The sequence below is a fragment of the Nocardioides jiangsuensis genome (assembly GCF_019679455.1).
GTDB lineage: Bacteria > Actinomycetota > Actinomycetes > Propionibacteriales > Nocardioidaceae > Nocardioides_C > Nocardioides_C jiangsuensis.
Genome location: NZ_JAIEZQ010000002.1, coordinates 64,096 through 84,598 on the forward strand (window position 1 = coordinate 64,096; position 20,503 = coordinate 84,598).

Consider the following 20,503-nt stretch of genomic DNA (forward strand, 5'->3'; position numbering starts at 1 on the left):
GATTTGTAGGCCCCGTGGGACTCGAACCCACAACCCGCGGATTAAAAGTCCGCTGCTCTGCCAGTTGAGCTAGAGGCCCGCGACATCGGGACCTCCATCGGAATGATCCCAGGAGTCGTGCCCGCGTCGCGGGTGCAGTATGTCAGGTAGGCGGGGGACCACCTGCCGTGACCGTGCAGTTGCTCGTCCTGCCGGATCGGGAGATCCTCGCGCCGGAGACCAGGTCAGCCTCACGGAGCTCCGTCGCCGAACCGCGGCAGACTTCACCGAGTGTGATCGGAGGAAGGCCAACCCCGACCTCCGCCCGCGTCTGCAACGACTCCCGCAGCGGACCCAGCTGCCGGATCAACTGTCCCCGCTGTGGTCCTTGACGTCATCGCCTGGATGCCGGGCACCCACGGCTACACCTGTCCATCGGGCTCTCTTTGACGCCCCGACGTGGATGCGAAGAGACCGTTTCTCGCTGCGGCTCCGCAGGGCCGGGAATTTCGGGTGAAGTGATGGGCCTTGACGGCCTTGCTGGTTATCCAGACGCGGCTTCTGCTCCGTACCTAAAATATCCGAAGTGCCGCAATCGTCGGCAGGCCAAATAAGCCCAATGGAGATGCCCGTGTCCTGGTCGATCGGGCGAACTGCGCTCTCGCCTAGAAGGTCGGCTGTCCGCCTCATCGTGACGACCACATTCGTGCTGACGGCGACCGGATGCGCATCGACGGACATGACACCGACCTGGCAGGACGAAGCCGCATCCACGACGACATGGGCTGAGCGGAGCGGCCGAGCGGATCCTCACACGCCCGAACGAACGAACCGCCTGCGCCCGAACGCGCGACCAAATTGGCCCGGCACAGCCCTCAGCCAGCGACTTCGGTCGTGGTACCGCCAAGATGTGGTGTGGGTGCAGCAGCGCCTCAACCACCTGGGGTACGGGACCCTCGAGTCCGACGGCTATTACGGTCCCGCCACCGCGAGTGCGGTGAGTTGGTTCCAAGGGGATCAGGGGCTGGAGGTCGACGCAGTCGTCGGCCCACAAACGTGGCGAGCTCTTGCACAGGCAAGTCCAGGTTTCGCCTCCGAGGGCGCCCTCCCCGGCGCGGACGGAACCTGGGAGGAGCCGCTGGCCGAGCAAGCTCCTGACGGCGAAGGCTCGCTGTCCGAGAATGCGTACACAGACATGGATTGTTCCGACTTCGCATCCCATGAGGAGGCTCAGGACTACTACGAGGGTCAGATCGGCGACCCGGATGCGCTCGACCGGGACGGAGACAGCCTCGCATGCGAGTGGGGGCCGAACCCCTAGGTCCGTCTAGGCTTCGGCGATCGCGCAGCTCCCAGCCGAGGTCCGCCAGCGACGCCGCGTCACAGCCCGTGTTCGTCGAGGAGCACGCTGAGGGACTGCCCCCTCCCGCGCGCGGTGACCGCCGCGAAGGCGTCCGGCTCGAGCCGGGGCCGGACCAGCTGCTCGCGGAGCAGGGCGTGGTGGATGAAGCTGGCTGTGTCGCGCTGGAGTGCTCCTCCGGCGGCGCCCAACAGTTCCGCGGCCTGTTCCCACTCGTCGCGGCAGGCAGCGGCGTACCCGAGTGCCAGCACCCAGTCGGCCTCGGCATGCCGGCCCTCGGCTTCGGCCCGTTGTCGCGCGCGCCGCAGCTGCGGCAGGTAGTCCTCGCCGCCGCCGATCATGGCCAGCGCCTCCCAGTACATGGTGAGCCAGTTCTCGCGCAGTCCGCTGGCCATCAGGTCCGCCAGCTGCGCGTCCATGAGCTGACGCTGGCGGGGCCCGTCGCGGTCGACCAGCGCGACCAGGCTGGCGGACCAGATGCAGATGTAGCGGTCGTAGTCGCTCCCGGAGTCGGCCTCGACCAGGGCGTCGATCTCCTCTCCCAGTCCGTCGGTACGGCCGAGCAGCCGCAGGAGGACCACGCGGAAGGCCCGGGCGAGCCGTTCGAGCCCCGGCTCGCCCGCTGCGCGCGCCCGGGCGCACGCATCCTCCAGGCGCAGGACCGCACGAGCCGGCGTCGAGAACTGGACCAACCCGTCGTAGATGGCCGTGATCACCGCCGCGCCGGGGTCGTCGAGCTGCGCGGAGAGCGCGGTGGCCTCCGCGGTGGCGTCGCGCATCATGCGCGGGTCGCCCGAGCCCAGTCCGACGTCGGCCGCGAGGATCAGCGTCCACAACCGGTCCGGAGGGGAGAGGTCCCGGGCTCGTAGCGCGGCCACCCACCGCCGGCCCTCGGTGTACGACACGGCGTTGCGCCACAGCGTGCTGATACCGAGTGCGACGTCGACGGCCGCGGTGAGGTCCCCGCGCTCGAGGCTCGCCTCGAAAGCCAGGCGGACGTTCTCCAGGTCGTCCCGGCTCCGGGCGGCCATGGAGGCGGACAGCCAGATCCTTACCCGGGGCATCGTCCGGCAACGCGCGACCACGTCCCGGCGAAGCAGCTCGGTGACCTCGCGCGTTCTCCCGGAGTCGACGAGGCGCCGCGCCGCGAAGAGCCGCAGGGTCTCCAGCAGCCGGTAGCGGTGCTGCGCGGGGTCGTGCACGACCAGGCTCTTGGTGACGAGGTCGCCGAGCAGGTTGGTCACCTGCCCGGGGTCGAGCTCGCCGGCGACGGCTTGGACCGCGTCGAGATCGAAGCTCGCCGGGAACACGCCGAGACGGTCGAAGAGGCTCCGCGCGTCGCCGGACAGCAGCCGGTGGCTCCACTCGATCGTGGCGGTGAGCGCGGAGTGCCGCTGTCCCGCCTTCGGCCGCCCTCCGACGAGCAGCGTGAGCCGGTCGTCCAACCGGTCGATCAGCTCCTGCAGGCTCAGGTGCCGGAGCTGGGCCGCGGCCAGCTCGATCGCCAGGGGGAGCCCGTCCAGCCGCTCGCACAGGTGGACGACGCGCGGGTCGTCCGCGGTCGCGGCGCCCGGCCCCGCAGCGGCGACGGCCCGCTCGGCGAAGAGCTCCGAGGACTCCGGCCCCAGCGACCCGATCCGATGCACCGCCTCACCGTCGACCCGCAGCGGCTCGCGGCTGGTCACGAGGATCCGGGCACGGGGGCCGGCGTCGAGGATGGCGTCGACCAGCGCGGCACTGGCGTCGAGGAGATGCTCGCAGTTGTCCAGCACCAGCAGCACCCGGCGGGGACCCAGGTTGACCGCCAGCGTGGCCGGGAGTACGGCGCCCTCACCCTGGACGCCGGCGGCCTCGGCGACCGCTCGGACGACGTCCCCCTCCTCGCGCACCGGCGCCAGCTCGGCCAGGATCACGTCGGTGTCCGCCGACTCGGACCGGAGGCGGCGGGCCACGGCCAGGGCCAGCGTCGACTTGCCCGCCCCGCCCGGCCCGGTGATCGTCACGATCCGGTGCGGGTCGAGCAGCGCGGCGACCGCCTCCAGGTCGGCGCCCCGGCCGATCAACCGCGTCCTCTCCGCCGGCAGGGGAGTACGGCGGCGGCCGGGCGCACTCGGAACGGGCGCGGACCCCTGCTCCGGCGCTGCCTCCTCGACCGGGAGCGACTCGGCCTTGCGGCGGAGCGCCACGGCGGCCGGCCCAGGCTCGACCCCGAGCTCCCGGCGGAAGAGGTCCGCCATCCCGTCCAGCGCCCGGAGTGCGCTCTGGCGCCGGCCCTGTCGCAGGTGGTCCCTCACCAGCGCGAGCTGCGCGTCCTCGTCGAGCGGGTCGGCGGCCACGAGCTCCTCGTACCGACCCGCCGCTCTCAGCAGCTCCAGGTGACGGACCCGCAGGCGCTCGCGGGGCTCCTCCGTCCAGGGCTCGTAGAGGTCCTCGGGCAGCAGGGGCCCGGGGTAGCGCGCCGCGGCGTCGGCAGCCGTCTCCGGCCGCCCGTCGGCCCGGGCCGCGTCGGCGGAGCGCTCGAACTCGGCGACGTCGACTGTGACGTCCGTGGAGGGGAGGAGCGACACGGTGCCGCCGGCGAGGACGACCGCGTCCCGGCAGCCCAGGGCGCTGCGGGCGTAGTGCGCGGCCACGTGCAGCCGGGGCGCGGCCTCGTCGAGCAGCAGGTCCGGCCACAGCGCGTCGACCACCTGCTCGCGCAGGAGGCGGTGTCCGGGCTGCAGCGCCAGCAGCTTGACCAGACCGGCCGCGGACCGTCGGCGCCAGCTCCGCGCGGGGATCGTCCGGTCGTCCACGGTCACGTCGAACCCGCCGAGCAGACGGATGTGGACGCGCATCTCCACCCCCAGGAAACCGATCCACGAATCTAACACCGGCCCCGCTGCGACGGCATGACCCGAGAGGGGTCCGTGCGGGCCGGGCGGGCCGTGGACCCAGGTGGGCAGGGGCGCCCGGGCCATTGATCGCTACGCCGCTGCGGACGACGGTGGAGGCGTAGGTCCGCTCTTTCAGGAAGGAGGCCCATCATGAGCGACCAGGCACAGCTCCCGGTCGACCAGCTCTACGAGCTCACGCTGCAGGTCACGCGGGTGGTGGAGTACGGCGCGTCACTGGAGGCGCTGACCTCGGGGCAGGCGGCCCCGCCGGCGGAGGGGGCACGTTTCGACGTCTACTTCGAGGGCCCGGTCACCGGGACGAAGATCAGCGGGTCCCTCACCGGCGTGGACTACCTCTACCTCCGCGCCGACGGGCGTCTCGAGCTGCACGTGCACGCCGAGATCACCACCGATGACGGCCAGAGGATCGCGGTGGCCGCCGACGGCGTCGCGATGGGTGATGCGCCGGTGCTCCAGATCCGGGAGAACGTGACGCTGACGACCTGCCACCCGGAGTACTCCTGGGTGAACCCGATCCAGGTCTGGGCGCGGGGAACCGTCGACCTCGCGAAGGGCGAGATCAGGCTCGCGGGCTACGCGGCCTGAGGTCACCGCTCCGTACGACGTCGCAGCCGCCTGCTCGGTCCCCGTGCCGGAGCCCGCGGGACAGGTGCCCGTACCGTGTTGCCTCACGTGCCGGACGACGAGAGGCGGAGACATGACGGGTGTGCTCGACGGGCTCGGTGCGGGACTTCCGGTGCTGGCCGCGCCGATGGCCGGCGGCGCCGGCGGCCCGGAGCTGGTGCGGGCGGCCGCGCAGGCCGGGGGCCTGGGGTTCCTGGCCGCCGGCTACAAGACCGCCGAGGCCCTGGCCGCACAGATCCGGGAGGTCCGGGCGACCACCAGCAGGTTCGGCGTCAACCTGTTCGCGCCGAACCCGGTGCCCGTGGACACCGACGAGCTCGCCGCCTACGCCGCGGCGATCCAAGGCGAGGGGACGCCGTACGGGCTGGACCTGACCGCGGTGCCGGTGACCGAGGACGACGACGACTGGGACCGGAAGGTCGAGCTGCTGACCGGGGACCCGGTGCCCCTGGTCAGCTTCACCTTCGGGATCCCCGACTCCGCGACGGTGCAGCGGTTCCGGCGTGCCGGGAGCCTCACCGTCCAGACCGTGACCGACGCGGCCGAGGCCCGGGCGGCCACCGAGGCGGGGGTCGACGCGCTGGTCGTCCAGGCGGCGAGCGCGGGCGGGCACTCGGGCACGCTGACGCCGGACCGGCTGCCGGCCGATTTCGCCCTGCCCGAGCTCCTCGCCAGCGTCCGCTCCGCCAGTGCCCTGCCGCTCCTGGCTGCGGGCGGGATCGCGACCCCGGACGCCGTCCGAGACGTGTTCGCGGCCGGCGCCGTCGCGGCGGTGGTCGGCACGGTCCTGCTGCGCTCTGAGGAGAGCGGCGCCTCGCCTCCGCACCGGGCCGCGCTGGCCGACCCGGCCCGCCGCGAGACCGTCCTCACCCGCGCCTTCACGGGGAGGCCCGCGCGAGCGCTGCGCAACAGGTTCGTGGAGGAGTACGACGCGATCGCCCCCGCCGGCTATCCCGCGGTGCACCACCTGACCGGCCCGCTGCGGAAGGCGGCCACCGCTGCCGGCGACCCCGAGCTCGTCCACCTCTGGGCCGGGACCGGGTTCCGGCAGGCGACGCGTGAGCCCGCGGGCGACATCCTGCGACGGCTCGCCTCGGGCCTGTAGCAGCGGTGGCCCTCCGCCGGACGCCAGGAGGTCAGACGAGCTCCGGCACGTGCAGGTGCGCCAGCGCCAGCTCCATCTCCTCGACCCGGTCGACCGTCGCTCCGAGCTCGCCGCTGGCCGTGGCCCGGATGCGGGCGGCAGCATCGCGACTGCCCTCGAGCTGGGTCCGGCTGTCGAAGGTGATGGCGCCCACGGCGCGACCGGTCTCGCGGTTGATGAACAGGCTGCCGCTGCAGAAGCCGTCGAGCTCCTCGACCTTGGGGAGCACGGCCATCTTGAAGACGTCCACGGCGCGCTCCGCCATGGCCGGGTCGCCACTCAGCCAGGTCACCCGGGCGCAGGCGCCGTCCGGGCTGGCGTGGTCGCGGTGGACCACTGCGACCTCCCACGCGTCCACGGTGCTCGTGCTGGTTCCCAGGATCTGCTCCGCGCTGTCGCGCAGCGGGCGTACCTTCTCGGCACTGGCACGCAGCGCATCCGCGGACTCCCACGCGGTCGCCGCGATGCAGCGTGCGGACTCACGGTCCACGAGCAGCGACATCCCGACGCAGCCGTCCAGCTCCATGACCGCGGGGATGATCCGGTCGCGGACGTACGCGATCCCGTCATCGATCTTCGTCGGGTCCGCCTGGATGATGGTGGTTCGTGCGTACACGACGAGCTCCTCTGCTCGGGGCGGCGCCCCGACGGCGCTGCCGTCCCGTTCCACGCTGCTCGCCCGGCCGGGTGGCGGCAATAGTCATCTCGGGCTCGCCCGTCCCCGCCTGTGGGCGTGAGATCCCGGCGGACGACGCAGCGGTCACAGCCGTGCGATGACCGAGGCGGGGTTCTCCACGGCGTCGGCGACGCTGCGCATGAAGCCGGCCGCCGTACCCCCGTCGCAGACCCGGTGGTCGAAGACCAGCGACATCTGGGTGATCTTGCGGACGCAGATCTCGCCGTCCACCACCCAGGCCCGGTCCAGGATCCGGCCGAACCCGAGGATCGCCACCTGCGGGTGGTTGATGATCGCCGCGCTGCCGTCCACCCGGAAGCTGCCGTAGTTGTTCAGCGTGAACGTCCCCGCCGCCAGCTCCGCGGCGGTGGACCTGCCCTGGCGGGCGCGGTCGGTGACGCGGCGGATCTCCTCGTCGAGCCGGCGGGTCGTCAGGCCGTCCGCGCCCAGCACGGCCGGGGTGACGAGCCCGCGGTCGCCCTGGACCGCAAGGGCGAGGTCGACCCGGTCGTACTCCACGATCTCCTGCCGCTCGGTGTCCAGCCGCGCGTTCAGCACGGGGTACTCCTTCAGCGCGGCGACGGTGAACCGGGCGAGGTAGGCGAGCAGTCCCGGACCCGGGTCGGCCGGTGTCCGCAGGCTCTCGCGCAGCGCGACCAGCGCGGTGGCGTCGACGTCGACCCACACCGTCGCCTCGGGGATCTCCGAGCGGCTGCGGGACAGTGCCGCCGAGACCGCCTTGCGGAAGCCGTTCAGGGGGGTACGGCGCTCGCCGGCCGTCACCACGTCGTGCGGCCCGTCGAGACCGTCCGCGTGCGGGACGGACGCGATGCGCCGCTCGACGTCCTGCCGCGTGATCACGCCGCCGCGTCCGCTGCCCTCGACGGTCGCGAGGTCCATCCCGTGGTCACGGGCCAGGCGGCGGACCAGCGGGGAGACCACCAGCGGCACCCGACGACGCGAGGCGTCCGGAGCGGTGGGCGTGGCGACGGGTGAGGACGCCGCCGGCGTACCGGCCGGCGCGGGTCGCCCGGACGACCGAGGACGTCGGCGGCGGCCGGCGTGAGGGGTCGCCGCGGTGCCGTAGCCGATCAGCACGTTCCCCGAGCCCGCCTGCTCCTCCTCGCGGTAGGCCTCGGCCTCCGCGGACGGTGCGGTCCGAGACGACGTGCTCGGCGTGCTCGCGGCACGAGGCTCCAGGGCGGCGACCGTGACCAGCGGTCTCCCGACGTCGAGGGTCGCCCCCTCGGTGCCGTGGAGGACGGCCACCCGGCCGGCGTACGGCGTGGGCACCTCCACGACCGACTTGGCCGTCTCGACCTCGACGACGGCCTGGTCGACCGCGACGACGTCCCCCTCGGCGACGAGCCAGCGGACGATCTCGGCCTCGGTCAGACCCTCGCCGAGGTCGGGCAGGAGGAAGACCTGCTCGCTCATGAGTCCTCCCACTGGAGGTCGTCGACGGCGTCGAGGACCCGGTCCACCCCGGGCAGCTGGAAGTGCTCCAGCTTCGGAGGCGGGAACGGGATGTCGAAGCCGACGACGCGACGGATCGGTGCGGCCAGCGAGTGGAAGCAGCGCTCGGTCACCCGGGCCACGATCTCCGAGGAGACGCTGGCGAACCCGGTCGCCTCGGCGACCACCACGGCGCGCCCGGTGGAGCGCACCGCGTCGCAGACGGTGGCGTCGTCGAAGGGCACGATCGAGCGCAGGTCGACCACCTGAAGGCTGCGGCCTTCCTGGGCGGCGACCTCGGCGGCCTCGAGCGCGACCGGCACCGAGGGGCCGTAGGCGATCAGGGTGGCGTCGGTGCCCTCGCGGCGGACGGCCGCCGTGCCGATCCCGGGCCGGTCGGCGTCGAGCTCGACCTCCTCCTTGCTCCAGTAGAGCTTCTTGGGCTCGAGGAACACGACTGGGTCCGGGGAGGCGATGGCCGCGCGCAGCAGCGTGTACGCGTCCGCGGCGGTGGAGGGGGCGACGACGTGCAGGCCGGGGGTGTGCGCGTAGTAGGACTCCGAGGAGTCGCAGTGGTGCTCGACGCCGCCGATCCCGCCGGCGTACGGCACCCGGATCACCATCGGGAGGGTGACCCTGCCGCGCGTGCGGTTCCGCATCTTCGCGACGTGGCTGACGATCTGCTCGAAGGCGGGGTACGCGAACGCGTCGAACTGCATCTCGACCACCGGGCGCATCCCGTTCATGGCCATCCCGACCGCCATGCCGACGATCCCGGACTCCGCGAGGGGGGTGTCGAAGCAACGGTCCTCGCCGAGCTCCGCGGTCAGTCCGTCGGTGATCCGGAAGACCCCGCCGAGCGGCCCGACGTCCTCGCCGAACATCACCACCGAGGGGTCGTCGGCCATCGCGTCGCGCAGCGCCCGGTTCAGCGCCTGGGCCATGGTCAGCTTCTCGAACTGCGGCATGTCAGTGCCCTCCCTCTCGGGCGACCTCGTCGGCGACCAGCGCGGCCTGCTCGACCAGCTGTGGGGTCGGTACGGCGTACACGTGCGCGAACAGGTCCGCGGGGTCCGGTGTGACGTCCTCCGAGAGCCCCACGCGCATCGCCGCAGCGACCTCCTCGGCGTCGGCCGCGAACGCCGCGAGCCGCTCGTCGTCCAGCAGGTCGTGCTCGCACAGGTAGGCCTCGAGCCGGGTGACCGGGTCCCGCTCGACCCAGGCGGCGACCTCGTCGTCCTGCCGGTAGCGGGTGGCGTCGTCGGCGTTGGTGTGGGCCTGCATCCGGTAGGTGTGCGCCTCCACGAGCTGCGGGCCCTCGCCGGCGCGGGCGCGGTCGACCGCCGTACCCAGGACGGCCAGCAGCGCGGCCGTGTCGTTCCCGTCGACCCGCTCGCCCGGCACGCCGTACCCGATGCCCTTGTGCGCCAGCGAGGGCGCGACGGACTGGCGGGCCAGCGGCACCGAGATCGCGTACTCGTTGTTCTGCACGAAGAACACGACCGGGGCCCGGAACACCGCCGCGAAGTTGAGCGCCTCGTGGAAGTCGCCCTCGCTGGTCGCGCCGTCCCCGCACATCGCCATGACCACGGTCGGCTCGCCGCGGAGCCGGGCCGCGTGGGCGACGCCGACCGCGTGCAGCAGCTGGGTGGCCAGCGGTGTGGCCTGCGGCGCGACGTGGTGCTCGGAGGGGTCGTAGCCCGAGTGCCAGTCGCCCTTGAGCAGCACCAGCACCTCGACCGGGTCGACGCCGCGCGCGACGGCCGCCACCGTGTCGCGGTAGGTCGGGAAGAGCCAGTCGCCGTCGGCCAGCACCTGCGCCGCTGCCACCTGGCAGGCCTCCTGCCCGTGCGAGGAGGGGTAGACCGCGAGCCGGCCCTGACGCACCAGCGCGTAGGCCTGGTCGTTGATCCGGCGGCCGGTGACGAGCGCGGCGAACGCGGTGAGCAGCGCCTCCGGCGCGGGCATGGCGTGCGCGGCCCCCTCCACGGCGACGCCCCGGTGGTCCATGAGCGTCACCGGCCGGTCCGAGGGGAGCAGGTGATCCGGGTCACGTGTCATGCGCAGATCCTCGCGAAGTGGCCATATGCTTTCCACTACCTGCCCGAAGCCGAGAAAAGGTCGACCCAGACGTGCCCGATCAGAGCCATCCGTCCAGCCGAGGCGGGTCCGAAGCGACGAGCGCGAGACACCTGGCCCAGCCGCTCGACGCCGTCGACCGCCGCATCGTCGACCAGCTGACCGAGGACGGCCGGATGTCGATGCGGACCCTGGCCGAGACGCTGCACATCTCCCGCGCCAACGCCTACGCCCGGGTGGAGCGGCTGCGCGAGTCGGGCGTGATCCGCGGCTTCCGCGCGGACCTCGACCCGGTCGCCACCGGGCTGGGTACGTCGGCTTACGTCACGTTGAACGTCCGGCAGGCCGACTGGCGTGAGATCAGGGAGCACCTGCTCTCCCTGCCCGGGGTCGTGCACATCGCCCTGGTGGGCGGTGAGTTCGACGTGGTCCTCCTGGTCCGTGCCCGCGACAACGCCGACCTGGGTCGGCTCGTGCTCGACGAGATCCAGGGGCTGCCCGGCGTGGTGAACACCCGCACCCTGCTCGTCTTCGAGGAGCACTCCCCGCGGCACGCCCTCCTCTCGGACTGAGCCAGGGGTCCCCGGCGTCGTACCCGACGGCTCGTGAGCCCGTGTGAGAGCCTGACCGCATGAGTGAGCCCGTGGCCCCGCGCGCCCCGCGTCGGGGACGGCCGGGACACGACCAGGAGACGGTCCTGCGGCGCGCGATCGACCTGTTCAACGAGCAGGGGTACGACGGCACCAGCATGGGCGACCTGGCCCGCGAGCTCGGGTTCACGAAGTCCGCGATCTACCACCACGTGCCGAGCAAGTCCCACCTCCTGGAGCAGGCGCTCGACGAGGCGCTCGACGCGCTGACCGCCGTGATCGAGGAGGCCGCGTCGGCGACGTCCGAGCAGAGCGCCTACGCCCGGCTCCGGCTGGCGGTCCGGCAGAGCGTGGAGGTGCTCGTCGCGCACCTGCCGGCGGTCACCCTGCTGCTCCGGGTGCGCGGGAACAGCGACATCGAGCTCAACGCGCTCCGGCGCCGCCGGGCGATCGACGACCGGCTCGCCGCGCTGGTCGCGGAGGCCGTCGCGGAGGGCTCGCTGCGCGGCGACCTGCCGCCGGACCTGGTCAGCCGGCTGCTCTTCGGCATGGTCAACTCCCTCGTCGAGTGGTACCGGCCCGGGGGCGCCGTCGACGCCGCGATGCTGTCGAAGGCGATCACCACGATGGCCTTCGACGGGCTGGCGCTGCACGAGACCGGGCCCGGCGACACGGGCACCCCGCCGGCCTGACCCGCCCCGGCGGGCGCGGCGGCCTCAGGCGTCGAAGTCGACGGTCACGCAGTCGCTGACCGGGTAGCTCTGGCAGGTCAGCACGAAGCCCTGCTCGACCTCGGCCTTCTCCAGCGCGTAGTTGCGGCGCATGTCGACCTCGCCCTCGCGGACCAGGGCGCGGCAGGTGCCGCACACGCCGCCCTTGCAGGCGAAGGGGAGGTCGGTCCGGGTCGCCTGCGCGGAGTCGAGGATGGGCCGGTCCCGGGGCATCGGCGCGGTGGCGGCGCGGCCCTCGAGGACCACGGTGACGTCGCTGGTCTCGCCGGTGACGGCCGGGTCCGCCCGTTGGATCTCCGGCGGCGGCTCGTCGACGTAGAACAGCTCGAAGTGCACCCGGTCGCCGGCGACCCCGAGCTCGCCGAGCACGTCACGGGCGTCGTTGATCATCTGGAACGGGCCGCACAGCCACGCGTGGTCGAGCCCGTCCAGCGGCACGAACGCGGTGAGCAGCCGGCGGAGCCGGTCGGCGTCGAGGCGGCCCGAGAACAGCTCGACGTCGCGGGGCTCGCGGGAGAGGACGTGCACCACCTGGAGCCGCGGGCCGTAGCGGTTCTTCAGGTCCGCGATCTCCTCGGCGAACATCACCGTGCCGGTGGCCCGGTTGCCGTACAGCAGGGTGACCTCGGCGGTGGGGTGCGCGAGGACGCTGCTCGCGATCGAGAGCATCGGGGTGATCCCCGAGCCCGCGGCGATGCACAGGTGCCGCCCTCCCACGGCCGGGTCGGCGCGGAAGCTGCCGGTCGGGGTCTGCACCTCGATCTCGGTGCCGGGGGTCACCTCCCGCACCAGCCACGAGGAGAACATCCCGTCGGGGATCTCGCGGACACCGATCCGGGGCCGCTCGCCGACCGCCGAGCAGATCGAGTACGACCGGCGCTCCTCCCGGCCGTCGACCCACTTCCGCAGGGTGAGCGACTGGCCGGCGGCGAAGGCGTAGGCGTCGGCCAGCTCGGGCGGCACGTCGAAGGTGATCGCGGCCGCGTCGTCGCACAGCCGCTCCACCGACGCCACGGTGAGCGCGTGGAACGCGGGGGCGGTACGCGCGCCGGGCCCGGTGACGGGTGCGGTCACGGTCATCTCAGATCTCCTTCACGTGCTCGAACGGCTCGAGGCAGTCCGAGCAGCGGTACAGCGCCTTGCAGGCGGTCGGGCCGAACTCCGAGGTGAGCTCCACGGCGGGGGAGCCGCAGCGCGGGCACTGCACCGCGCGACGGGTGGGCAGGAGCGACAGCGCGACGGGTCCGTCGTGGCGGGGCGCCGTACCCGGCGGGGAGATGCCGTGCTCGGCGAGCGCTCGCCGGCCGCGGTCGGTGATCCAGTCGCTGCTCCAGGCCGGGTGCAGCGCGACCCTGACCCGCACGTCGTCGAAGCCCGCGTCGGTGAGCCGGTGGACCAGGTCGTCGCGCATGGTGGCCATCGCCGGGCAGCCGGAGTAGGTCGGGGTGATCGAGACGACGACCGCGCCGTCCTCGGCGACCTCGACGTCACGCAGCACGCCGAGGTCCTCCAGCGTGAGCATCGGCATCTCCGGGTCGGTGACCGTGCGGGCGACGGCGACCGCCGTACGGCGCCGCTCCTCGCGGGTCGTGCCCACCGGGGCCAGGGTCTGGCCGGCCATCGGGGTCACCACCGGCCGAGGGGGTGTGCCCGGGCGACCACCTGCATCTCGGCGAGCATCCGGCTCAGCGCCTCGGTGTGCAGGCCGTCGCGCCCGGTCCGGCCGCGGACGCCGGCCAGCGGAGCGCCCTCGGGCCGCTCGACGCCGCTCATCGCGAAGACCTGCTCCAGCACCACGTCGACCTCGTCGGCGGCGGTGGCCGGGTCCACCCCGACGCCCGCGGCGGCGACCCGTGCCTCGACGTCGTGGGTGGCGGTCATCTCGGGGTACAGCGGCCAGAGCTCCTGCAGCGCCGCGAGCAGCCGGCGGCGGGACTCCTCGGTCCCCCGAGCGAGGGTGAGGAACCAGCGGCCGGCGTAGTCGCGGTGGTAGGTGACCTCCTTGACGCCCTTGGCCGCCACCGCCGCGAGCACGTGGTCCCGGCTGTGCGCGAGGCGCTCGAGCAGGGCCAGCCGGGCGGTGGCGAAGAGCAGCAGCCGGACCACGGTGTGGGCGAAGTCCCCGTTGGGGACCTCCACCAGCCGCACGTTGCGGAAGGCCTCCTGCTCCCGGAAGAACGCGAGCGCGTCCTCGGGCGGCACCGGGGAGCCCGCGGGCAGGGCCGGGGTCACGGCCGGGTCGGCGGCGGCCGCCCGGGCGAGCAGCAGCCGGGCCTGGCCGAGCAGGTCCAGCGCGATGTTCGCCAGCGCGATGTCCTCCTCCAGGTCCGGCGCGCGGCTGCACCACTCCGAGAGCCGGTGGGAGGCGACCAGGGCATCGTCGGCGAGCATCAGGCAGTAGGCGGCGAGGTCGGCCGGCGCGACGCCGTCCGGGATGGTGGTGTCGACGCCGGCCAGCGGGTCCTCGAAGTCGGTGCCGAAGGCCCACTGAGACGCATCGCTCCCGAGCAGCCCGTCGAAGATGCTGCCGTGCTCGGCGTTCGGGTCCGGGGCGGGGTGCGACCCGTGGGTGGTGTCAGGCATGGGGAGGGGTCCTCACATGTGGGGGACGTCGGCGGGGATGGCGTAGAAGGTCGGGTGCCGGTACACCTTGTCGCCGCTCGGGGCGAACAGCGGGTCCTTCTCGTCCGGGCTCGACGCGGTGATCAGGTCCGCGCGGACCACCCAGATGCTGACGCCCTCGTTCCGGCGGGTGTACACGTCGCGGGCGTGCCGCACCGCCATCTGGTCGTCGGCGGCGTGCAGGGACCCGACGTGCACGTGGTTGAGCCCGCGCTTGCCGCGCACGAACACCTCGTAGAGCGGCCACTCGGCGCGCACGCTCGGCTGCTCATCGGTCATGGGTCGTCTCCTCGGGCTCATGGGTTCGGGCGGCGAACGCCATCGCGGCCTCGCGCACCCAGGCGCCGTCCTCGTGGGCCTTGCGCCGGTGCGCGATGCGCTGCGCGTTGCAGGGGCCGTTGCCCTTGATGACCTGCTGGAACTCCGCCCAGTCGGGGGTGCCGAAGTCGTGCGCCCGGCGCTCCTCGTTCCACACCAGGTCGGGGTCCGGCAGGGTGACGCCGAGCGCCTTCGCCTGCGGGACGGTCATGTCGACGAAACGCTGGCGCAGGTCGTCGTTGGTGTTCCGCTTGATCCCCCAGGCCATGGACTGGGCGGTGTTGGGGGAGTCGTCGTCCGGCGGGCCGAACATCATCAGCGAGGGCCACCAGAACCGGTCGACCGACTCCTGGACCATCGCCCGCTGCTCGTCGGTGCCGCGCATCATCGTCATCAGCAGCTCGTAGCCCTGCCGCTGGTGGAAGGACTCCTCCTTGCAGACCCGGATCATCGCCCGGCCGTAGGGGCCGAAGGAAGTGCGGCACAGCGGCACCTGGTTGCAGATCGCGGCGCCGTCGACCAGCCAGCCGATGGTGCCGACGTCGGCGTACGACAGCGTCGGGTAGTTGAAGATCGAGGAGTACTTCTGGGCGCCGGCGATCAGCTTCTCGGTCAGCTCGGTGCGCGAGGTGCCCAGGGTCTCGCAGGCGGAGTAGAGGTACAGCCCGTGGCCGGCCTCGTCCTGCACCTTGGCGAGCAGGATCGCCTTGCGGCGCAGCGACGGTGCCCGGGTGATCCAGTTGCCCTCCGGCTGCATGCCGATGATCTCCGAGTGCGCGTGCTGCGCGATCTGCCGGACCAGGGTCTTGCGGTAGCCCTCCGGCATCCAGTCCCGGGGCTCGATGCGGTCGTTCCGGTCGATCGTGGACTCGAAAGCCTCGAGCAGCTCCCGTTCGTCCGGCTGCGGCGAAACCGTCATGGCACTTCCAGCTGGGTTCGGTGAAGATATTTACTGACCGATCGGTCTGGAATAGAGTCTGCCTGACGTGGCCGATCCGCGCAACGACCTGACGTGAGGAAGATCGACGTGACTGCACTGCTTGAGAGCTACGCCGCCGGCAAGTGGTTCCGCGCGAGCGACGAGGGCGCCCCGCTGCTCGACGCCGCCACGGGCGAGGAGGTCGCCCGGATCTCCAGCACCGGGCTGGACCTGGCCGCGATGACCGGGCACGCGCGCCAGGTGGGCGGGCCGGCCGTACGGCGGCTGACCTTCCACGAGCGCGCGGGGCTGCTCAAGGCGCTCGCCAAGCACCTGTCGACCTGCAAGGACGAGCTCTACGCGCTCTCCACGCGCACCGGCGCGACGCGGCGCGACTCGATGGTCGACATCGACGGCGGGATCGGCACCCTGTTCAGCTACGCGAGCAAGGGCACCCGCGAGCTGCCCAACGACACCATCGTGCTCGACGGCGGGCTCGAGCAGCTCGGCCGCGGCGGCACCTTCGTCGGCCAGCACCTGTACACCTCGCGGCCCGGCGTCGCGGTGCAGATCAACGCCTTCAACTTCCCGGTCTGGGGGATGCTCGAGAAGCTCGCGCCCGCGTTCCTCGCCGGGATGCCGACGATCGTGAAGCCGGCCAGCCAGACCGCCTACCTGACCGAGCTCGCGGTCCGCCGGATCGTCGAGTCGGGGATCCTCCCCGAGGGCGCGCTCCAGCTGCTCTCCGGCAGCGCCGGTGGCCTCCTCGACGAGCTGCGGGTGCAGGACACGGTGGCGTTCACCGGCTCGGCGCACACCGCCGGGATGCTCCGCAACCACGTCAACGTCCTGCACGGCGGGGTCCAGCTCGGCGTCGAGGCGGACTCCCTGAACTGCTCCGTGCTCGGCCCCGACGTCACCGCCGAGGACCCGGAGTTCGACCTGTTCGTGAAGTCCCTGGTGAGCGAGATGACCGTGAAGGCGGGTCAGAAGTGCACGGCGATCCGCCGGGCGATCGTCCCCGAGGCGATCGCCGACCAGGTCGTGGAGGCCACCCGCGCCCGCCTGGCGAAGGTCGCCGTCGGCAACCCGGCCGACCCCGAGGTGCGGATGGGGGCGCTCGCGAGCCTGGGCCAGCGCGACGAGGTGCGCAAGGCGGTCCAGGCGCTGCGCGGGTCGGCCGAGATCGTGTACGGCGACCCGGACCACGTCGAGCTGGTGGACGCCGACGCCGAGCGCGGCGCGTTCCTCTCCCCGGTGCTGCTGCGGGCGAACCCCGGCGCCGTCGAGCCGCACGACGTGGAGCCGTTCGGCCCGGTGAGCACCGTGCTGACCTACTCCACGCTCGACGAGGCCGTCGCCCTGGCCGCCCGCGGCAAGGGCAGCCTGGTCGGCTCGCTGGTCACCCACGACCCCGACGTCGCGCGGACGGTCACCCTCGGGCTCGCCCCGTGGCACGGCCGGCTGCTCGTGCTGGACCGCGACGACGCCGGTGAGTCCACCGGCCACGGCTCGCCGCTGCCGATGCTGGTGCACGGCGGCCCGGGCCGCGCCGGGGGCGGCGAGGAGCTCGGTGGCGTCCGCGGCGTCCTGCACCACATGCAGCGCACCGCCGTACAGGGGTCGCCCGACATGGTCACCGCGATCACCGGGCGCTGGACCACCGGGTCGCAGCGGCGGGTGGACGACGTGCACCCGTTCCGCAAGAGCCTCGCCGAGCTCCGGGTCGGCGACACGATCTCCTCGGCGTCGCGCACGGTGACCCTGGAGGACATCGCCCACTTCGCGGAGTTCACCGGCGACACGTTCTACGCACACACCGACGAGGAGGCGGCGCGGGCCAACCCGCTGTTCGGCGGCATCGTCGCGCACGGCTACCTGGTGGTGTCGCTGGCGGCCGGGCTGTTCGTCGAGCCCAACCCGGGCCCGGTGCTGGCGAACTTCGGCGTCGACAACCTGCGCTTCCTGACCCCGGTGAAGGCCGGTGATGAGATCGCGGTGACCCTGACGGTCAAGCAGATCACCCCGCGCACCAGCGCCGACTACGGCGAGGTCCGCTGGGACGCGGTCGTCACCAACGCGGCCGGCGAGCCGGTGGCGACGTACGACGTGCTGACGCTGGTCGCCAAGACCTGGCCGCCCGCCTGACCGTCGCCGGCCCCACGGGCGTCGCGACGTACGGCCTGAGCGACCCGGCTCCTGGCGGGGTCGATCGCCCGCACCCGGTGCGGGGGATCGACCCGGTTGTGCCCCGAGCGCCGTTGGGCCGCCTGCCTAGTTTGGGAGGCATGACCTACCGCCTGAGCCGCCTGATGTCCACCGCCACCGCCTCGTACGGCGTCTACGCCCTCGCCCAGCCCCGGCACCTGGGCTCGGCGCTGGCCGAGAGCCGCAAGGAGCAGGCCCGGTACGACGTCCTCGCCCGGACCTACGGCGCCCGCGACCTCGCCACGAGCGCCCTCGGCGTCCTCGGCCGGTCCGAGCGGACCGTGCGCGCCGCGATGCTGCTGCGCATCGCCGGAGACCTCTCCGACGCCGCGATCCTGTCCCGGGAGACCTCGGACCCCGCAGTCCGCCAGAAGGTGCTCGCGGTGACCCTCGGCTGGGCGTCGCTCAACGCGCTCGCGCTCCTGGTGGACAGCCGGCGCGCCAAGCGCTGACCCGCGGCTCGTCCCGCCCGGCCCCGCTGGTCCGACCGCGCACGGGTCCGGTGCCGCGCTCCGCCGCCGCGGCTTAGGGTTGTTGGCGTGGCCCGCGTGGGACTGGTGCTGGGGGCAGGCGGTGTGGTGGGCCAGGCCTACCACGCCGGCGTCCTCGCCGCGCTCGAGCACGACGTCGGCTGGGACCCTCGCGGCGTCGACGTGGTCGTCGGGACCTCCGCCGGCTCGATCACCGGCACGCTCCTGCGCAGTGGGGTCCCGGCCAGCGAGCTCGCCGCCTGGGCGGTGCGCGCCCCGCTCGCGGCGGAGGGTCACCTGCTGGCGGAGTGGTTCGGGGAGGAGTCGCCCGTGTTCGAGCCGTTCCGGTTGTGGGACGTGGTCCGGCGTCCACCCGCCCTGCCGGGTCGTCACATGGTGCAGCGTGCGCTGGTGAGGCCGTGGCACTTCCGGCCGATGACCGCGGCCCTGGCCCTCCTCGCGCCGGGCAGGTCCGACATCACCGAGCAGCTCACCGCGCTGCGGGAGGTCGAGGGGCGGGACTGGCCCGAGCAGGACCTGTGGATCTGCGCCGTACGCCGCCGGGACGGCCGTCGGGTCGTCTTCGGCAGGGAGGGCACGCCGCAGGTGCCGCTGCACCTGGCCGTGGCGTCGTCCTGTGCGGTGCCCGGCTACTTCGCGCCGGTCCACATCGGGCACGACAGCTATGTCGACGGCGGCGCGCACTCGCCCACGAACGCCGCAACGCTCCGCGGCCGCGAGCTGGACCTGGTGGTGGTGGTCTCCCCGATGTCCGGGCCGAGCGGGCTGCCGCGGGACCCGTACGGGACCTCCCGCTGGCATGCGGGCCGGCTGGCCCGCCGCGAGGTCCGGGCGCTGCGCGCGGAAGGTACGACGGTGGTGGCGCTCCGGCCCGGCGAGGTCGCACAGCGCGCCATGGGCAACGACTTCATGTCGGGTGAACGGGTGGAGGAGATCGTGCAGGCGGCGTTCTTCGAGGCCGGGGCGTACGCCGCGCAGCCGGAGGTCCGCGAGCTCCTGGCGCCGCTCCGGGACTGACCCCGCGGCTCAGACTGCGGCCGCCACCCGGAGGATCGCCTCGACGGAACGGTCGACGTCGGCCTCCGTCGTAGTCCAGTTCGACACCGAGATGCGCATCAGCCGCCGCCCCCGCCAGGTGGTGCCACCCAGCCAGCAGGTCCCCTCCCGCTGGACGCCCGCGATCACCCGGTCGGTGCGGGCGTCGTCGCCGAAGCCCACGAGCACCTGGTTGAGCACGACGTCGTTGGCCACCTCGACCCCACCGGCGGCCAGCGCCTCCGCGAAGCGACGGGCCAGCCGGCACGGCCGCTCGACGAGGTCGGCGACCCCCTCCCGTCCGAGCTGCCGGAGGCCGGCCCAGGCCGCGAACCCGCGGGCCCGGCGCGAGGACTCCAGGGTCAGGTCGGACGGCCCCACGGCCGGGCCGTCCGAGCCCACGAGGTACGCCGCGGTGTAGGAGACCGCCGCGGCGTGCACCTGCGGGTGGGCGCAGAACGCGAAGCCGCTGTCGTAGGGCAGGTTGAGCCACTTGTGCCCGTCGCAGCCCCAGGAGTCGGCCTGCTCCAGCCCACGGACGAGGTGGCGGGTGGTCGGGCTCGCCGCGGCCCACAGCCCGAACGCACCGTCCACGTGCACCCAGGCGCCGTACCGGCGGGCGACCTCGCAGCCGGCCGCCAGGTCGTCGCACGCACCGGTGTTCACGTTGCCGGCCTGCAGGCACACGATCGTCGGCCCGGCGGGGCCGGAGGCCAGCACACGCTCGAGGTCGGCGACGTCGAGCCCGCCGTTCGCGTCCGCCCGGACCGGCTCCACGCAGGCGGTGCCGAGGCCGAGGAGCCGCAGGGAGCGGTCGATCGTGGCGTGCCGCTCCTCGCCGGCCACCACGCGGACGGCGGGGGCGCCCAACAGGCCGTCCCGCTCCACGTCCCAGCCCGCCCCGGCCAGCACCTGGTGCCGCCCGGTGGCCAGGCCGACCGTGTTCGCCTCCTGGGCGCCGGTGACGAAGCCGACCGAGGCGCCCTCCGGGATGCCCAGCAGGTCCTTGAGCCAGCCGCCCGCGACCTCCTCCGCCGCGGCCGCCGCGGGGGACAGCGCCGCGTTGAACGCGCACTGGTCCCAGCCCGCCGCGACCATGTCCGCGGCGGTGGCGGCCGGCAGGGCGCCGCCGATCACGAACCCGAAGAACCGCGGCCCGGCGCTGGCCATCAGGCCCGGCTCGGCCGCCTCGACCAGCTGCTCGAGGACCTCCTCGGGAGGGGACGGGGTCTGCGGCAGCGGGCCGCCGAGGGCCTTGGTCAGGGCGCCGACGTCGCCCGGCGGTACGACGGACCGCTGCGCCAGGCTCGCGCGGAAGTCGGCCGCGTGCTGCGCGGCCCGGTGAAACAACGTGCTCGAGTCGTCCACGGCACGT

Annotated in this window: 19 protein-coding genes and 1 tRNA gene; 8 read left to right on the forward strand and 12 right to left on the reverse strand. The window is 73.3% G+C overall.

The window, feature by feature from the left end; all coding sequences use genetic code 11:
* Nucleotides 1–6: 6 nt before the first annotated feature.
* Nucleotides 7–79, reverse strand: a tRNA-Lys gene (locus tag K1X13_RS08760).
* A gap of 639 nt (nt 80–718) precedes the next feature.
* Between K1X13_RS08760 and K1X13_RS08765 the strand changes: the two genes are divergently transcribed.
* A complete protein-coding gene (locus tag K1X13_RS08765) occupies nt 719–1,300 on the forward strand; it encodes a peptidoglycan-binding protein (protein ID WP_225915006.1) in 582 nt (193 codons plus the stop codon).
* A 59-nt stretch (nt 1,301–1,359) separates the two neighbouring features.
* On the opposite strand, the gene K1X13_RS08770 is transcribed toward K1X13_RS08765, so the two are convergent.
* Nucleotides 1,360–4,176, reverse strand: a complete 2,817-nt coding sequence (locus K1X13_RS08770) for an ATP-binding protein (RefSeq protein WP_221024723.1) — start codon at nt 4,174–4,176, stop codon at nt 1,360–1,362.
* 189 nt (nt 4,177–4,365) lie between these two features.
* Between K1X13_RS08770 and K1X13_RS08775 the strand changes: the two genes are divergently transcribed.
* The gene (locus K1X13_RS08775) at nt 4,366–4,821 is read left to right on the forward strand and encodes a DUF3237 family protein (protein WP_221024724.1); all 456 of its coding nucleotides are present in this window, start codon (nt 4,366–4,368) and stop codon (nt 4,819–4,821) included.
* Between the two features lie 112 nt (nt 4,822–4,933).
* Nucleotides 4,934–5,965 (forward strand): nitronate monooxygenase, encoded by a 1,032-nt coding sequence (locus tag K1X13_RS08780; RefSeq protein ID WP_221024725.1) that lies wholly within the window; start codon nt 4,934–4,936, stop codon nt 5,963–5,965.
* 31 nt (nt 5,966–5,996) lie between these two features.
* Here the strand turns inward: K1X13_RS08780 and K1X13_RS08785 are convergent, their stop codons facing one another.
* The 4 genes from K1X13_RS08785 to K1X13_RS08800 form a co-directional block, all read right to left on the reverse strand.
* Nucleotides 5,997–6,620, reverse strand: a complete 624-nt coding sequence (locus tag K1X13_RS08785; protein ID WP_221024726.1) for a hypothetical protein — start codon at nt 6,618–6,620, stop codon at nt 5,997–5,999.
* Between the two features lie 144 nt (nt 6,621–6,764).
* Complete coding sequence (locus tag K1X13_RS08790) at nt 6,765–8,117, reverse strand: dihydrolipoamide acetyltransferase family protein (RefSeq protein ID WP_221024727.1); 1,353 nt, start codon at nt 8,115–8,117, stop codon at nt 6,765–6,767.
* Nucleotides 8,114–9,103: an alpha-ketoacid dehydrogenase subunit beta gene (locus K1X13_RS08795; protein ID WP_221024728.1), complete on the reverse strand. Its 990-nt coding sequence runs from the start codon at nt 9,101–9,103 to the stop codon at nt 8,114–8,116. Before K1X13_RS08795 ends, K1X13_RS08790 begins: the two co-directional genes overlap by 4 nt.
* Nucleotide 9,104: 1 nt before the next feature.
* On the reverse strand, nt 9,105–10,196 hold the full coding sequence (locus tag K1X13_RS08800) for a thiamine pyrophosphate-dependent enzyme (protein ID WP_221024729.1): 1,092 nt from the start codon (nt 10,194–10,196) through the stop codon (nt 9,105–9,107).
* Between the two features lie 71 nt (nt 10,197–10,267).
* On the opposite strand from K1X13_RS08800, the gene K1X13_RS08805 reads away from it, so the two are divergent.
* Both K1X13_RS08805 and K1X13_RS08810 read left to right on the forward strand, forming a co-directional pair.
* A complete protein-coding gene (locus K1X13_RS08805; protein ID WP_308249465.1) occupies nt 10,268–10,786 on the forward strand; it encodes an Lrp/AsnC family transcriptional regulator in 519 nt (172 codons plus the stop codon).
* A 59-nt stretch (nt 10,787–10,845) separates the two neighbouring features.
* Nucleotides 10,846–11,496, forward strand: coding sequence for a TetR/AcrR family transcriptional regulator (locus K1X13_RS08810; RefSeq protein WP_221024730.1), 651 nt, complete (start codon nt 10,846–10,848; stop codon nt 11,494–11,496).
* A gap of 24 nt (nt 11,497–11,520) precedes the next feature.
* On the opposite strand, the gene paaE is transcribed toward K1X13_RS08810, so the two are convergent.
* Genes paaE through paaA form a run of 5 tightly spaced genes read right to left on the reverse strand, consistent with a single transcriptional unit; the run spans nt 11,521 to nt 15,394 of the window.
* Nucleotides 11,521–12,615 carry a 1,2-phenylacetyl-CoA epoxidase subunit PaaE gene (gene paaE / locus K1X13_RS08815; RefSeq protein WP_221024731.1) on the reverse strand — a complete coding sequence of 365 codons (1,095 nt, stop codon included), beginning with the start codon at nt 12,613–12,615 and terminating at the stop codon, nt 11,521–11,523.
* A 1-nt stretch (nt 12,616) separates the two neighbouring features.
* Nucleotides 12,617–13,156, reverse strand: coding sequence for a 1,2-phenylacetyl-CoA epoxidase subunit PaaD (gene paaD, locus K1X13_RS08820; protein WP_221024732.1), 540 nt, complete (start codon nt 13,154–13,156; stop codon nt 12,617–12,619).
* Between the two features lie 5 nt (nt 13,157–13,161).
* Nucleotides 13,162–14,118, reverse strand: coding sequence for a 1,2-phenylacetyl-CoA epoxidase subunit PaaC (gene paaC / locus K1X13_RS08825; RefSeq protein ID WP_221024733.1), 957 nt, complete (start codon nt 14,116–14,118; stop codon nt 13,162–13,164).
* Nucleotides 14,119–14,130: 12 nt separating this feature from the next.
* A complete protein-coding gene (gene paaB / locus K1X13_RS08830) occupies nt 14,131–14,436 on the reverse strand; it encodes a 1,2-phenylacetyl-CoA epoxidase subunit PaaB (protein WP_221024734.1) in 306 nt (101 codons plus the stop codon).
* Nucleotides 14,426–15,394 carry a 1,2-phenylacetyl-CoA epoxidase subunit PaaA gene (gene paaA / locus K1X13_RS08835; RefSeq protein ID WP_221024735.1) on the reverse strand — a complete coding sequence of 323 codons (969 nt, stop codon included), beginning with the start codon at nt 15,392–15,394 and terminating at the stop codon, nt 14,426–14,428. Before paaA ends, paaB begins: the two co-directional genes overlap by 11 nt.
* 108 nt (nt 15,395–15,502) lie before the next feature.
* Between paaA and paaZ the strand changes: the two genes are divergently transcribed.
* From paaZ to K1X13_RS08850, 3 genes are all read left to right on the forward strand, one after another.
* Complete coding sequence (paaZ, locus tag K1X13_RS08840; protein WP_221024736.1) at nt 15,503–17,542, forward strand: phenylacetic acid degradation bifunctional protein PaaZ; 2,040 nt, start codon at nt 15,503–15,505, stop codon at nt 17,540–17,542.
* 140 nt (nt 17,543–17,682) lie between these two features.
* Nucleotides 17,683–18,054 (forward strand): hypothetical protein, encoded by a 372-nt coding sequence (locus K1X13_RS08845; protein ID WP_221024737.1) that lies wholly within the window; start codon nt 17,683–17,685, stop codon nt 18,052–18,054.
* Between the two features lie 87 nt (nt 18,055–18,141).
* The gene (locus K1X13_RS08850) at nt 18,142–19,110 is read left to right on the forward strand and encodes a patatin-like phospholipase family protein (protein ID WP_221024738.1); all 969 of its coding nucleotides are present in this window, start codon (nt 18,142–18,144) and stop codon (nt 19,108–19,110) included.
* Nucleotides 19,111–19,119: 9 nt separating this feature from the next.
* Here the strand turns inward: K1X13_RS08850 and K1X13_RS08855 are convergent, their stop codons facing one another.
* Nucleotides 19,120–20,496: a pyridoxal phosphate-dependent decarboxylase family protein gene (locus K1X13_RS08855; protein WP_221024739.1), complete on the reverse strand. Its 1,377-nt coding sequence runs from the start codon at nt 20,494–20,496 to the stop codon at nt 19,120–19,122.
* Nucleotides 20,497–20,503 lie beyond the last annotated feature (7 nt).

What these genes read in the sequence shown, in the direction of transcription:
- paaE (WP_221024731.1), bottom strand. Translation starts at nt 12,615, where the DNA reads ATGACCGTGACCGCACCCGTCACCGGGCCCGGCGCGCGTACCGCCCCC.
- K1X13_RS08780 (WP_221024725.1), top strand. Translation starts at nt 4,934, where the DNA reads ATGACGGGTGTGCTCGACGGGCTCGGTGCGGGACTTCCGGTGCTGGCC.
- K1X13_RS08845 (WP_221024737.1), top strand. Translation starts at nt 17,683, where the DNA reads ATGACCTACCGCCTGAGCCGCCTGATGTCCACCGCCACCGCCTCGTAC.
- paaD (WP_221024732.1), bottom strand. Translation starts at nt 13,156, where the DNA reads ATGGCCGGCCAGACCCTGGCCCCGGTGGGCACGACCCGCGAGGAGCGG.
- K1X13_RS08795 (WP_221024728.1), bottom strand. Translation starts at nt 9,103, where the DNA reads ATGCCGCAGTTCGAGAAGCTGACCATGGCCCAGGCGCTGAACCGGGCG.
- K1X13_RS08810 (WP_221024730.1), top strand. Translation starts at nt 10,846, where the DNA reads ATGAGTGAGCCCGTGGCCCCGCGCGCCCCGCGTCGGGGACGGCCGGGA.
- K1X13_RS08800 (WP_221024729.1), bottom strand. Translation starts at nt 10,196, where the DNA reads ATGACACGTGACCCGGATCACCTGCTCCCCTCGGACCGGCCGGTGACG.
- paaC (WP_221024733.1), bottom strand. Translation starts at nt 14,118, where the DNA reads ATGCCTGACACCACCCACGGGTCGCACCCCGCCCCGGACCCGAACGCC.
- paaA (WP_221024735.1), bottom strand. Translation starts at nt 15,394, where the DNA reads ATGACGGTTTCGCCGCAGCCGGACGAACGGGAGCTGCTCGAGGCTTTC.
- K1X13_RS08765 (WP_225915006.1), top strand. Translation starts at nt 719, where the DNA reads ATGACACCGACCTGGCAGGACGAAGCCGCATCCACGACGACATGGGCT.
- K1X13_RS08790 (WP_221024727.1), bottom strand. Translation starts at nt 8,117, where the DNA reads ATGAGCGAGCAGGTCTTCCTCCTGCCCGACCTCGGCGAGGGTCTGACC.
- K1X13_RS08775 (WP_221024724.1), top strand. Translation starts at nt 4,366, where the DNA reads ATGAGCGACCAGGCACAGCTCCCGGTCGACCAGCTCTACGAGCTCACG.
- K1X13_RS08770 (WP_221024723.1), bottom strand. Translation starts at nt 4,176, where the DNA reads ATGCGCGTCCACATCCGTCTGCTCGGCGGGTTCGACGTGACCGTGGAC.
- paaB (WP_221024734.1), bottom strand. Translation starts at nt 14,436, where the DNA reads ATGACCGATGAGCAGCCGAGCGTGCGCGCCGAGTGGCCGCTCTACGAG.